Below are 14,113 nucleotides of genomic sequence, written 5' to 3' on the forward strand. Positions count from 1 at the left end.
ACGTCCTACAGACCTCACCGCCCAGTATTCTCACTTTTTGGTGCAAGGGTTGTAATGACGTTTGTCACCACAGCGGTAAGGAATGGCGACAGTTGGACGCCATGGACATTTCTGTTTTGCAGTAAAGGTGCTACTTCTGCTTTGTGTTGACACTTTTTTCATCTGCCTCTGCGTTGCTGAAGCGAGCCCGTTCCTTGAGCATAAGCGTCTGGAATGGTATGGTTTAGCGATTTTCAAATTTATTTTATAAATATTACATAGCAAGGGGATTTACGCGATGCGTATTATTCTGCTGGGCGCTCCGGGCGCAGGCAAAGGTACTCAGGCTCAATTCATCATGGAGAAATACGGTATTCCGCAGATTTCCACGGGTGACATGCTGCGTGCAGCAGTAAAAGCGGGTACTGAATTGGGCAAGCAGGCTAAAGAAATCATGGACGCAGGTAAGCTGGTCACTGATGAACTGGTCATTGCTCTGGTTAAAGAACGCATCGCCCAGGAGGATTGCCGTAACGGTTTTCTGCTGGATGGCTTCCCACGCACCATTCCACAAGCTGATGCGATGAAAGATGCAGGCATCAATGTGGATTACGTTATCGAATTTGCCGTTCCTGATGAACTGATCATCGATCGTATCATTGGCCGTCGCGTTCATGCGGCGTCCGGTCGTGTCTATCATGTAAAATTCAATCCGCCTAAAGTTGAAGGCAAAGACGACGTGACGGGCGAAGATCTGACTATTCGTAAAGACGATCAGGAAGATACCGTGCGTAAGCGTCTGGTTGAGTACCATCAGCAAACTGCACCGCTGGTTTCTTACTATCAGAAAGAAGCTGATGCAGGTAATACGCGCTATTTCAAAGTGGAAGGTACGCGTAAAGTGGAAGAAGTTCGCGCAGAGTTGGAAACCATTCTGGGTTAATTTTTCTAAGCGAATCATACTCCGTTATCTGAATGCCAGACGATCGTCTGGCATTTTTTCGTTCTGAGATCCTCATTTGCTTTGTTTCCTCTATTGATAGCATCGGCGTTATCCCTGCTATCTACCCGTATTTGTTTAGCTTTTTTTCGCTACAATAGACATTTGATGTTACGCACTGGCGGGCTGAGAGAAAGCCTGCTTCTCCATAAAAGGAAGACGGCGATGAAACAAGAGAAATACGGCGTGCTGATGGTGAACTTAGGGACACCCGATGCCCCGACGCCGCAGGCGGTGAGGCGTTATCTGGCGGAGTTTCTCAGCGACCGACGCGTGGTGGATACGCCGCGCCTGCTATGGTGGCCGCTGCTGCGCGGTATCATCCTGCCAACCCGTTCACCGCGAGTGGCGAAGCTCTATCAATCGGTCTGGATGGAAGAGGGATCGCCACTGTTGGTGATTAGCCGCCGACAGCAGCAGGCACTGGCTGCTCGCATGCCGGAAACGCCTGTTGAACTGGGGATGAGCTATGGTTCGCCCAGTCTGCGTTCGGCGCTGGATAAGCTACTGGCGCAAGGCGTAACGCAACTGGTGGTCTTGCCGATGTATCCGCAGTATTCCTGCTCAACAACAGCCGCTGTGTGGGATGGGTTAGCGGCGCAACTGCGGGATAATCGTCAGTTGCCTGCGATTCGCTTTATCCGTGATTACGCCGAACATCCTGCGTATATTGCGGCGTTGAAGCACCGTGTCGAGCAGTCTTTTGCTGAACACGGTGAACCAGACAGATTAGTGATCTCCTATCACGGCATTCCCGAGCGGTATGCCAATGAAGGGGATGACTATCCACAACGCTGTCGGGCGACCACCGAGGCGCTGATTGCTGCGCTGGGGCTGCCGGAAGGCAAAATAATGATGACCTTCCAGTCGCGTTTTGGCCGTGAACCCTGGCTGACGCCATATACGGATGAAACCATGCAGGGGCTACCCGCGCAGGGAATCAAGCACATTCAGATTATGTGCCCCGGTTTTTCCGCTGATTGTCTGGAAACGTTGGAAGAGATTCAGGAACAGAACCGTGAGATTTTCCTGCACGCAGGCGGAGAGGCATTCCACTATATTCCTGCGCTCAATGACGATCCGCTACACATCGATCTGCTGGAACAGTTAGTGAGCAAAGCAGAGTAGGGACAAGACCGTTTTTGTCTGGTGATGTTTGACGGTATATTGCACAACGTAAAAAAATGGCGGGCCAAATAGACCCGCCATTTTTGTCTCTAACGTGTAGGCATTTAAATAGGGCATGCCTGAGGCGCGGGTGGAATGTCATCCAGCTTCAACATAGTGATCATGCTGTTGGCGATTTCCCGCTCCCCCATTACTACTTCGTTGGCACCGTGCTCCATAATGTAGCTGACTTCATCGTCATAGTGCGCGCGGGCGATAATCTCCAGATCGGCACGCTTCTCACGAGCTGCAGCGACGATTTCCCCCGCCTCATAGCCGTTCGGAATGGTCAGCAATAGCCAACGGGCGCAGTCCAGACGCGCAATATCCATGATTTCAGGCTTGGTGGCGTTACCTAATACAGCTTTAATTCCCTGTTCACGCAGTGCATCAACACGTGTACGTGAATTCTCAATGACAACGATGGGAATTCCGGCCTGATGCAGTTTGGCACCAATCAGGCTACCAACACGACCATAGCCGACTAGCAGTGCATGGTTGCACATATCGACAGGAATCTGTTTCTCTTCCTCAATCGCTTCTTCCACAATCTGTTCTTCTATTGTTTCGTTCTTCGCCAGATAGCGTTCAAGCAGGGTAAACAGCAACGGGTTTATCATGATGGAGAGTATGGCACCGGCCAGTACCAGATTCCGTCCTTCTTCGGACAGCAGCCCCAGCACAATACCGAGTCCGGCCAAAATAAAGGCAAATTCACCGATTTGCGCCAGACTGGCGGAAATCGTTAATGCTGTCCGCTTCGAGTGACCAAAGAGCCGGACCAGCACGAAAGCGGCGGCCGACTTACCGAACACGATAATCGCCAGCGTGATCAGCACGGAAATCGGGTCGTTCAGCAGGATCATCGGATCAAACAGCATACCGACGGAAACGAAGAACAGTACGGCGAAGGCATCGCGCAGCGGTAGCGTGTCGTGCGCCGCACGCTGGCTGAGTTCAGATTCGTTCAATACCACGCCGGCGAAGAATGCGCCCAGCGCAAAGGAGACATCAAACAGTTTCACCGCGCCAAAGGCGATACCCAGCGCCATTGCTAACACTGCCAGCGTGAAAAGCTCACGTGAGCCAGTACTGGCGCTTTTTGCCAATACCCACGGCACCAGACGACGACCTACGACAATCATCAGGGTAATAAATGCAATCACTTTACCGATGGTCCAGGCCAAATCGGTTAGCAGTTTGCTGGTGTCGGCATGCTCAGCGCCGATCATGTCGCCGAAGGCCGGTAGCAGAACCAGCGTAAGGACCATCGCCAGATCTTCCACAATAAGCCAGCCGATGGCGATTTGACCACGTTGACTATCAATAAGCTGTCGTTCTTCCAACGCGCGTAGCAGAACCACAGTACTGGCGGTTGAGAGGCAAAGGCCGAAAACCAGGCCGCTCGCCAGGCTCCAGCCCAGCATGGTGGATAACCCCATTCCAAGTAGCGTTGCCACGGCAATCTGGGCTATCGCACCGGGAATGGCGATGGACTTTACCGCCATGAGATCTTTTAGTGAGAAGTGCAGGCCAACGCCAAACATCAGCAGGATTACGCCAAGTTCCGCGAGTTCTGATGCCAGTGAAGTATCGGCAACGAAGCCAGGTGTAAAAGGACCGACAAGAACGCCTGCGGCAAGGTAACCAACAAGGGGAGAGATACGCAGGCGGTGTGCCAGAATACCAAGGAGGAAGGCAAGAACCAGCCCCCCAGCGATAGTAGAAATTAGCGGTGTTGCAGCATGCATCCCAACTCCTTGTGCCATAGGTGAAACGTAATTGAGCGGATTTACCCTTCTTGCTTTGAAGTTACAGCGTGGTTAGCAGCGCTTACGTATCCTTATGACTTTTATTATGCACCGAAAAGCGTATTGGGATTCGTTCGTTTGCTGTTTGGCTGCAACGCCAATTACTCTGGGTATAGATAAATTCTATTGCATATAGCGAAATGTTGCTTGGATAAAAGTGGTATTTTATGAAAAATATCAGTTTCTCCAGTTAAAGGTAGTCTAACACAGATTTAGGGATGGTTTCTCGCGATAAGCATTGATAAACATGCGTAATTATTCTGATAGCATGATGTTATGGGCTGTAATGCCCTACGGCTTTCCCGTGTATTCAGCGGAATGGTTTTATCCACTAACATAAAACCCCAGAAAATAGGGGATAAACGGTGTGTCGTTGGGTTATTCCGATGAAGTATCCATATTAGCAAGAGTTCGTGACGGCGTGACGACAGTGCCAAGCCCGCGTGATATCACTCTCGCTGCTATACCTAATCTGATTTTGTCGGCTACCGCACATTGCTGACGGACAGCGTGAATGCGCCTCGCGCATTGTTCATCTTGCTGTGCTAGTTTGTGTGGTGAATTTCTCAGTGGTTCCACTGGGTCTTTAAAATAAACGGAGATTTATCATGCGCTTTTCAGTAAAAGCTCTGGGATGTGCGATGGCGGTATCGCTCGCACTAACACCTGTAATGTCAATGGCTTGGGAAAAAGACAAAACATACGCCATCACTATTTTGCATACCAATGACCATCACGGCCACTTTTGGCATAACGATCACGGTGAATATGGATTGGCCGCACAAAAAACGCTGGTCGATCAGATCCGTCAGGAAGTGGCGAGTAAAGGTGGTAGCGTACTGCTGCTTTCCGGTGGTGATATTAATACTGGCGTGCCTGAGTCCGATTTGCAGGATGCAGAGCCAGATTTCCGCGGTATGAACATGGTCGGCTATGATGCGATGGCGCTCGGCAACCATGAATTTGATAATCCGCTGTCTGTCCTGCGTCAGCAGGAGAAATGGGCGAAATTCCCGCTGTTATCAGCCAATATCTACCAAAAAAGCACCAATCAGCGCTTATTTAAGCCTTATGCCTTGTTCGACAAGCAAGGTGTGAAAATCGCGGTTATCGGCCTGACAACGGACGATACGGCCAAATTAGGCAATCCTGAGTATTTTACCGATATCGAATTCCGTAATCCTTCAACAGAAGCGAAGCAGGTTGTTGAGCAATTGCGGAAGAGCGAAAAACCGGATGTGATTATTGCCGCGACGCACATGGGGCACTATGACGACGGTAATCACGGTTCTAATGCGCCGGGTGATGTGGAAATGGCACGTAGCCTGCCTGCTGGATATCTGGACATGATTGTCGGCGGCCACTCGCAGGATCCGGTCTGTATGGCGCAGGAAAATAAAAAGCAGGTGGATTATGTGCCGGGCACACCTTGTGCACCCGATCGTCAGAACGGTACCTGGATTGTTCAGGCACATGAGTGGGGTAAATATGTCGGTCGTGCTGATTTCACATTCCGCAATGGTGAATTGAAACTTGAGCATTACCAGCTGATTCCGATCAACCTGAAGAAAAAGGTAGAGAAAGACGGCAAAACCGAACGTGTTTTCTATACGCATGAAATTACGCAGGATTCTGACGTTATGAAAATGCTGACGCCGTTCCAGGAAAAAGGGCAGGCGCAGCTGGGCATCAAGATCGGTAGCGTGAAAGGCAAGCTAGAAGGCGATCGCAATCAGGTGCGTTTCCGTCAGACCAATCTGGCGCACGTACTGCTGTCTGCACAGCTTGAGCGTGCAGAGGCTGATTTTGCCATCATGAGCGGCGGCGGCGTACGCGACTCGATTGAATCAGGTGATATCACCTATAAAGATGTGCTGAAGGTTCAGCCGTTTGCCAACACGCTGGTTTATGTGAATATGAAAGGCAGCGACGTCGAGAAATATCTGGCCGTAGCCGCCAATAAAAAGGTGGATTCCGGTGCCTATGCACAATTCCTCAACGTCAGCCTGACGGCAGACGGGCAGGGCGTGCAGAATGTGAAGATCAAAGGTGAGCCGTTACAGGCCGATAAAGTTTACCGTATGGCAACGCTGAACTTTAATGCGATGGGCGGTGATGGTTACCCACGCCTTGATAATCTGCCGGGCTATGTGAACACCGGTTTCGTTGATGCTGAAGTGCTGAAACAGTATATCGAGAAGCATTCACCGCTGGACGCGGAAGCCTACGCGCCAAAAGGTGAGATCGTTTATAAGTAACCAATAATGATGGCGGTTTTTGTCTCTTCACTGATGACATAAACCGCCATTTTTTTGGATGTTATCCTGAGATAATCATGCCGCATTTAAGCCTTTAATTGCCAAAAGGGAGTAAATCTAATTTGCTGATTTAATTGATTAAATAATCTTATGTTTAGTAAAGCGCTTTAAAATAACAGACCAGCCAAATACACGATACTCCTGATACACCCTAACTAACGGAGTAGTCGGTACGATGAAAAACGTAAATATTGAAATCAACGTCTGTGGCAACGCGGAAAAATCAACCTGTACTGTTAATCCCCCCATTCAAGCTGGTTCCCACACTTGCTGCCATTCAGGCAACGGTGGTGGTCAGGAACCCGGTGTTTCCGGTGTTGCTTCCGTATTCGGGCGGACTGGCGTTGTCACTGCACAACCCGGCGACTATACGGCCGATCAGATTACCGAAACTACCACCAGAAAATTTGCTTCGCTGGATGAAAAAGCATTCTGGAATGCCAAGCAGGCTGAATTAATTTCTGGGACGACTATCCGCACGCTCTTTGGGCAATCGTTGCTGGGCAGCGGTGACATTTCACCGACACCAGCGCAGATGGGCGTTGCGGCCGCAGATCACACGCACACCACCGCGGATATCACGGACTACACACAAAAAACGAAGCTGCTCATTCATTCCTCGCTTGAAGCGGGGACGGGTGTGACGCTGAGTTATAATCCAGCGAACGAGAAAACCATTATCAGTGCAGCAGGCGGTGGTTCCGGCGGCGGTTCGGGTTATATCGTTGCCGAGCGACTAGGTGCAACGGCAGGGCAAAACCACGCGTTCAGCATTAGTCCACAAAATACATTTAATCTTGCGGCGTATGCGCTGAAAGAAGAAGTGGGTGCGGCAAATCAGACTTACGTTGTTGATGATTTTAATGCGTCAAGTGAGTCGAATTACAACGCGACGAATGCGGTTGTTTTTGATGATCTACTACATCTCTACACGGGTGTATCGGTACAACTGGAAAGAGACGGTGAATTTTATTCATCCCCAGTTCGTGCGGATGGGAAGTTTGTATCGATCGTTCTACCTGATGTTAAAAGTAATATTATCCCTAAAATGTCTTCAAATGAAGACGCAGGGTTTAGTGCTGCATCCAGTAGCCAATTAAACGAAAATTCACCGGCATATAAAGCCATGAATAATACAACGATAAATAATCTTGATGCGTGGTGGTCATCAAAAAAACCAACGTCAGAATCTCCACAATGGATACGGGTAAAATGTCCAAATCCAACTAGCGCTGATGGGTTGCGAATAACTAACATGAATACTCCGTATGTCATTGACTTAGCATCACCTAAGTCATTTTCATTACAAGGGAGTAATGATGGTGTAATTTGGGATGAAATATATTCGGTAGTTAACGATATTCGAAATGGTAATCAACAGCTACGAGAATGGTCATTCCCTAAAAGTGAAAAATATATTTACTTTAGTCTGAATATAACTGATAGCAATGGTAGTGGTAATTTTGTCCAAATTGGTGACCTGCAATTACTTTCTGCTAAGGATACTATCCTGATAAAAGCGGGGACAGGTGAATATTTTACGGCCAGTAACGGTGTTTTATTACCGGCTGAATTAAAACCATTTAATGGGTTTTCCAATAGTGGGGAAATTATGGCGTCACAGTTGATTGGAAAGTTACCGATATCGATTGTGTCTACATCTCAACTGGATGTTTCAGTGAAATATGCGCCTTACTCACAAATTGCAATTCAAAAATCACTGATGTCCGCCGCGTGGCCAAAAATCAATGCCGCAACGCTAACAGCAACGCAGACGGGCAACGGCAAGGTACGTGTCGCTGTGACGCGGGATTTGGTGAGCTGGCATGTCTTACGGAACGGGGCGTGGGTTGATGTGGGCGCGCTGTCAGCCGATACGGTGGGTGCAACAACGTTGATTGCAGACGGTATGACGCCAGCCGATCTCGGCGGTATTACGGCGGCGCAGTGGACGCAGTTGTTCTCATCCAATAACGGTGTGCCGGACTCACTCGCGTTTGCGTTTGCACTCGATATCACTGACCCGGTCACCGACGTAGCGACCATTGACCGACTGGTATTGAACGTCAACGATGCTTCCAGCTGGAAAGCGCAGTCACCTGCAGAAGTGGAAATCCGCTGGCGCACGGACAGCGTGACATTCCGCAATGCGACGGCGGGTAATTACAAACTGGCGTACCAGGTTCCATAATTTTTCTCCCAATGACATATTCTAATGGCCGCATATTTGCGGCCATTTTTCTTCTGTATTCTATATAAAATTGAGTAAGAAATTATTAAAGTACTTTAAAATGATCTCTCTGGAAAATAAGTGATACTCCCTATTCCTTTTATTAACGGAGTCATCAATACCATGAAAGATATTAATATTGAAATCAATGTTTGTGACAGTACAGGTAAAGCAACATGTACCGTCCATCCTCCTGTTTGCTGTCATTCTGATAACGGAGGTGGTCAAGAACCCGGAGTTTCCGGTGTTGCTTCCGTATTCGGACGGACTGGCGTTGTCACTGCACAAGTCGGCGATTATACCGCCGATCAGATTACCGAAACCGACACCAGAAAATTTGCCTCGCCGGATGAAAAAGCAATCTGGAATGCAAAACAGGATGCATTAATTTCTGGCACCACTATCCGCACGCTCTTTGGCCAGTCGTTGCTGGGCAGCGGTGATATCTCAGTGACACCAGCGCAAATGGGCGTTGCGGCCGCGGATCACACGCACACCACAGCGGACATCACCGACTACACGCAAAAAACGAAGCAGCTCATCCATTCCTCACTAGAAGCGGGGGCGGGTGTGACGCTGAGTTATAACCCGGTGAATGAGAAAACCATTATCAGCGCTGCTGGTGGTTCTGGTAGCGGCGGTTCGGGTTATATCGTCGCCGATCGTCAGGACGCCGCTGCTGGGCAAAACCATGCGTTCAGCATTAGTCCACAAAATACATTTAATCTCGCCGCGTATGCGCTGAAAGAAGAAGCGGGGGCGGTAAATCAGGCTTACGTTGCTGATGACTTTAATGCGTCGAGTGAGCTAAATTATTACATGACGACTGGGGTTATTTTTGATGGGACATTAAAGCCATATGTTGGAGGGATTTTAGCGCTGGAGGAATCTGATGGAGAATACTTTGCAGATATAAATTCCGGAGCTAAATCATTATCAATCGCTGATATGGCAACAACATCCATTATCCCTGACATGGAATCAAGCGAATCTCCTAGCGGATATACTATTTCTTCATCATCGATATACACTCCTGCATATTCTGATTGGATGGCGTTTTCGTCGACTAATCCCGGATTCTGGAATTCGGCGGTTGGGCCAACGACTGAAGAACCTCAGTGGTTGCGTGTAGATCTACCTAGTCCAGAAGCTATTGGCGGCTATTCAATCCAGAATCGATTATCATCTGTTATCAGTAGCCCACGCTCATGGCGATTTGAGGGAAGCCATGATGGGGTTACATGGGAATCTCTTCATTCTGTTAATAATGATACGAATAGTAATGCTGGGATTATCAGAGAGTACAGAATATCCTCTTCAGTAGCATATGCGTCATATCGGATTATTATCACTGAATCAAATCCAGATGTTAACTATGTTGTTATACAAAACATTAAGTTATTCCCTCATGCCCGTATGCTGATTATTGGCAGTGATAATGCATGGTATACCGTAAATAATGGATTACTGGAGAATATTGGAACAGCTGACTTTAGTCGTGGGTTTTCATCATCTGGGACCATTACTGGTCCTGATATTTCTGCTATTTCTCCGTTTTCAGTGTATGCAGAGAATCAGCGTAATATTAAATTGACGTATCTCCCTAATTCACAAATTGTTATCAGTAAATCTCTATTATCTGCCTCTACTGGCTCATGGTCACAAATCAATGCCGCAACACTAACCGCAACGCAGACGGGCAACGGTAAGGTACGTGTCGCTGTGACGCGGGACTTGGTGAGCTGGCATGTTTTGCGGAACGGGGCGTGGGTTGATGTTGGGGCGCTGTCAGCCGATACCGCAGGCGCAGAAGCACTGATTGCGGAGGGTATGACGCCAGCCGATCTCGGCGGTATTACGGCGGCGCAGTGGGCGCAGCTGTTCTCATCCAATAACGGCGTGCCGGATTCTCTCGCATTTGCGTTTGCACTCGATATCACTGACCTGGTCACCGACGTAGCGACCATTGACCAACTGGTGCTGAACGTCAATGATGCCTCAAGCTGGAAAGCGCAGTCACCAGCGGAAGTGGAAATCCGCTGGCGCACGGACAGTGTGACATTCCGCACTGTGACGGCAGGTAATTACAAGCTGGCATACCAGATTCCGTAATTGTCTACGTGATGACATATTCCAATGGCCGCATATTTGCGGCCATTTTTACTTCTGAGTTTTATACAAAAGGAAGCAATAGATTAGTAACACGCTTTAAAATAGTCTCTCTGGAAAATAAGTGATACTCCCTATGCCTTTTATCAATGGAGTTATCAGTACAATGAAAAGCGTAAATATTGAAATTAATGTCTGTGACAGTACAGGGAAATCAACATGTATCGTTCATCCCCCTATTCAGGATAATCCTCACGCTTGCTGTCATTCAGATAATGACGGCGGTCAAGAACCCGGTGTTTCCGGCGTTTCCTCCGTATTTGGGCGTACCGGTGTTGTAACGGCGCAAGTCGGCGACTATACGGCCGATCAGATTACCGAAACTGCCACCAGAAAATTTGCCTCGCCGGATGAAAAAGCAGTCTGGAATGTAAAGCAGGCTGAATTAATTTCTGGCACTAATATCCGCACGCTCTTTGGCCAATCACTGCTGGGTAGCGGTGATATCTCACTGACGCCAGCGCAGATGGGAATTGCAGCAGCAGATCACACGCACACCACCGCGGACATCACCGACTACACGCAAAAAACGAAACAGCTTATCCATTCCTCGCTGGAAGCCGGTGAGGGCGTGACGCTGAGTTATAACCCAGCGAATGAGAAAACCATTATCAGTGCTGCTGGTGGTTCGGGCACAGGCGGTTCTGGTTATACTGTTGCCGATCGTCAGGGTGCAACGGCAGGACAAAGTCATACGTTCAGTGTTAGTTCACAAAATACGTTTAATCTCGCGGCGTATGCGCTGAAAGAAGAAGCCGGTGTGTAGTGGTCAACAAAAACTGGCCACGGCTTTAGAGTTTTTCCAGAACAATCTTTCTGATTCATTCGGCGTCAAACCACCATTATATTGATGAGGTCTGAGCTGGCTGTAATATCCTGTGATGTAATTCGTTATTGCCGTGCTGGCTTGGCTAAAATTCGCGTAGCCATTATCCGGTACCCACTCTGTTTTCAGGCTTCTGAAGAACCGTTCCATTGGGCTGTTATCCCAGCAATTTCCCCGGCGACTCAGACTTTGCTTTATCTGATATCTCCACAGTAACTGCCTGAAATTCCTGCTGGTATAGTGACTGCCTTGATCCGAGTGATACAGTAAATTAGCCGGTTTTCCCCGTGCTTCCCAGGCCATCGACAGGGCTTTACCTGTCAGTGCTGAATCAGGGAAAAATGACATCGCCCAGCCAACCGGTTTACGGGAAAACAAATCGAGTACTACAGCCAGATAAGCCCAGCGTTTTCCCGTCCAGATATAAGTCACATCACCGCACCAGGCCTGATTAGGCTCGGTAACAGCAAACTGGCGATCCAGATAATTAGGGATCTCAATGTGTTCCTTAGACGCCTTCTTATAACGATGGCCAGGTTGGGTTGCTGACAGCTGATAATATTGAGCGCTTTCATCAGCTTTGTTGCCCGCCAGCGGCTCAGTTTTATACCTTTAGTGGTGACCATCGCGGCAATGCTTCGCGCTCCTGCTGAGCCGTTACTTTCGCGATAAACTTCACGCACAAGGCTCAGTAATGCCACTCTCGTGGCGTCAGGCTTCCTGGGCTGCCGCCAGTATTTATAACTGCTGCGATGAACCCCAAACACGTTGCACACAACGGCAACAGGAAACCGCGCCCTGAGTTTCTCAACTAATGAGAATTGTTCAGGGAGTCTGACATCAAGAGCGCGGTAGCCTTTTTTAATATATCCCTTTCCATTTCAACGCGTTGAAGTCTTTTCTTTAGCTCACGTATTTCAATCTGCTCAGGTGTCATGGGTGAAGCAGTGGGTGATTTTCCCGCTCGCTCTTCTTTCAGTTGTCGAACCCATTTGTCCATCGTGGATTTGCCGACATTCATTGCCGTAGCAGCGGCGGCAACGGTGTAGTGCTGATCGAGTACAAGCTGGGCAGCTTCGAGGCGAAACTCGGGGCTAAAATTACGTCTGTTACGTCCGGTCATAATGTCACCTGTTTTGACTGTGAGGTGATGATATCACCTCTATTCAGGTGGCCAAATTCAGTGTGCCACTACATTAATAAATGCATCTTCTTCATCTGTTATTCCTTTAATGACGTCTAATACATTACCTGTAGGTTATATAGCGAGTGCGTCTAATGAGTCTCTAGGGACCTATAAAGCTTTTATCGCATTCGATGGCTCTAATAATTCAGGTCCGCCGCCTAACTGCTGGGGAACGGATGGCTCATGGGTACCTTCTGTTGCACGACCTCACTGGCTACAAATTGATTTACCATCGAAAGAAGCCATCGGTGGTTATCAAATTACCAACCGTAGCCAAATGGATATGGGGAATGTGCGAACATGGAAACTTCAGGGCAGTAATGATAACGGTGTAACATGGAGTGATTTACATTCCGTTACCGACGATATGAATAACGATCCTGGTGCGGTGAGAAACTTTACTCTCTCACAATCCGCTAGTTACAAAACTTACCGTTTGTTAATTACGGCTATTAACGGCAGTAGCCCCTATGTCACTATTTCAGAATTAAAATTTTTCCCACCGAATGAAAAATTTGTCATCAACACTGGTGGGAAAAACTATGGTTTCTCAGGAAATGTACTGATTGAAATCACTGGGGAGTTGACTTCAGAAAGAATAAATCTGCTAGGTGTATCGAGTGTTAATTCATTAAATACGACACTGCCTAATGTCACCACTCCTGTAAAACTAATTTCTGCTCAGCCGATTAGTGTGCGTACAAAATATACTCCATTAGCACAATCAGTAATTCAGAAGTTATTAACATCTGCTGGCTCATGGGCACAGATTAATTCCGCAACACTAACCGCAACGCAGACGGGCAAGGGTAAAGTGCGTGTCGCTGTGACGCGGGATCTCGTTAACTGGCATGTCTTGCGGAACGGAGCGTGGGTTGATGTAGGGGCGCTGTCAGCCGATACCGCAGGCGCAGAAGCACTGATTGCGGACGGTATGACGCCGGCCGAGCTTGGTGGTATTACGGCGGCACAGTGGACGCAGCTGTTTTCATCCAATAACGGCGTACCGGATTCACTCGCGTTTGCGTTTGCGCTTGATATTACCGATCCTGCGGCAGATGTCGCGACGATTGACCGACTGGTACTGAACGTCAACGATGCCTCAAGCTGGAAAGTGCAGTCACCCGCGGAAGTGGAAATCCGCTGGCGCACGGACAGTGTGACATTCCGCCCCGCGACGGCGGGTAATTACAAACTGGCATACCAGATTCCGTAATCGCCCATCACATAAACACTCTACTGGCCGCGAACGTCGCGGCCTTTTCGTTTTATACCGCCCAATTTATCCCCAGCCACTCACTGCGTCATTCTAACCGCTTAGCTCGCTATTCTGCCGCCTACCCAAATACCCGCCCCACGCGCGTACGCGATGGCGTAATGTGCCGCCACTATTTTCCTTTATCTGAAATACGCGATAACCCGCGTTA

General features: G+C 48.6%; 7 protein-coding genes and 2 pseudogenes. 7 read left to right on the forward strand and 2 right to left on the reverse strand.

Annotation, left to right across the window (positions count from 1 at the left end):
* The first annotated feature begins 277 nt into the window (after nucleotides 1–277).
* Nucleotides 278–922: an adenylate kinase gene (gene adk / locus EIP93_RS06275; protein WP_010303043.1), complete on the forward strand. Its 645-nt coding sequence runs from the start codon at nucleotides 278–280 to the stop codon at nucleotides 920–922.
* 222 nt (nucleotides 923–1,144) lie between these two features.
* Nucleotides 1,145–2,107, forward strand: coding sequence for a ferrochelatase (hemH, locus tag EIP93_RS06280; RefSeq protein WP_107332486.1), 963 nt, complete (start codon nucleotides 1,145–1,147; stop codon nucleotides 2,105–2,107).
* Between the two features lie 104 nt (nucleotides 2,108–2,211).
* On the opposite strand, the gene ybaL is transcribed toward hemH, so the two are convergent.
* A complete protein-coding gene (gene ybaL, locus EIP93_RS06285) occupies nucleotides 2,212–3,897 on the reverse strand; it encodes a YbaL family putative K(+) efflux transporter (protein ID WP_103941756.1) in 1,686 nt (561 codons plus the stop codon).
* Between the two features lie 668 nt (nucleotides 3,898–4,565).
* Here ybaL and ushA point away from each other — a divergent pair.
* From ushA to EIP93_RS06305, 4 genes and pseudogenes are all read left to right on the forward strand, one after another.
* The gene (ushA, locus tag EIP93_RS06290) at nucleotides 4,566–6,215 is read left to right on the forward strand and encodes a bifunctional UDP-sugar hydrolase/5'-nucleotidase UshA (protein ID WP_103863012.1); all 1,650 of its coding nucleotides are present in this window, start codon (nucleotides 4,566–4,568) and stop codon (nucleotides 6,213–6,215) included.
* Between the two features lie 235 nt (nucleotides 6,216–6,450).
* Nucleotides 6,451–8,466 (forward strand): discoidin domain-containing protein, encoded by a 2,016-nt coding sequence (locus EIP93_RS06295; RefSeq protein ID WP_125232441.1) that lies wholly within the window; start codon nucleotides 6,451–6,453, stop codon nucleotides 8,464–8,466.
* A 162-nt stretch (nucleotides 8,467–8,628) separates the two neighbouring features.
* Complete coding sequence (locus tag EIP93_RS06300) at nucleotides 8,629–10,617, forward strand: discoidin domain-containing protein (protein WP_125232442.1); 1,989 nt, start codon at nucleotides 8,629–8,631, stop codon at nucleotides 10,615–10,617.
* Between the two features lie 163 nt (nucleotides 10,618–10,780).
* Nucleotides 10,781–11,434 (forward strand): annotated as a pseudogene (locus tag EIP93_RS06305) (discoidin domain-containing protein); the annotation flags it as partial.
* 9 nt (nucleotides 11,435–11,443) lie between these two features.
* Here the strand turns inward: EIP93_RS06305 and EIP93_RS06310 are convergent.
* Nucleotides 11,444–12,623, reverse strand: a pseudogene (locus tag EIP93_RS06310) (IS3 family transposase).
* Nucleotides 12,624–12,732: 109 nt separating this feature from the next.
* On the opposite strand from EIP93_RS06310, the gene EIP93_RS06315 reads away from it, so the two are divergent.
* The gene (locus EIP93_RS06315; protein ID WP_241229565.1) at nucleotides 12,733–13,902 is read left to right on the forward strand and encodes a discoidin domain-containing protein; all 1,170 of its coding nucleotides are present in this window, start codon (nucleotides 12,733–12,735) and stop codon (nucleotides 13,900–13,902) included.
* The last annotated feature ends 211 nt before the right edge of the window (nucleotides 13,903–14,113 follow it).

It is taken from the genome of Pectobacterium versatile, from assembly GCF_003932035.1.
Lineage (GTDB): Bacteria > Pseudomonadota > Gammaproteobacteria > Enterobacterales > Enterobacteriaceae > Pectobacterium > Pectobacterium versatile.

Coding starts and splice junctions, on each gene's coding strand:
- adk (WP_010303043.1), top strand. CDS start 278: ATGCGTATTATTCTGCTGGGCGCTCCGGGCGCAGGCAAAGGTACTCAG.
- ybaL (WP_103941756.1), bottom strand. CDS start 3,897: ATGCATGCTGCAACACCGCTAATTTCTACTATCGCTGGGGGGCTGGTT.
- EIP93_RS06300 (WP_125232442.1), top strand. CDS start 8,629: ATGAAAGATATTAATATTGAAATCAATGTTTGTGACAGTACAGGTAAA.
- hemH (WP_107332486.1), top strand. CDS start 1,145: ATGAAACAAGAGAAATACGGCGTGCTGATGGTGAACTTAGGGACACCC.
- EIP93_RS06295 (WP_125232441.1), top strand. CDS start 6,451: ATGAAAAACGTAAATATTGAAATCAACGTCTGTGGCAACGCGGAAAAA.
- ushA (WP_103863012.1), top strand. CDS start 4,566: ATGCGCTTTTCAGTAAAAGCTCTGGGATGTGCGATGGCGGTATCGCTC.
- EIP93_RS06315 (WP_241229565.1), top strand. CDS start 12,733: ATGACGTCTAATACATTACCTGTAGGTTATATAGCGAGTGCGTCTAAT.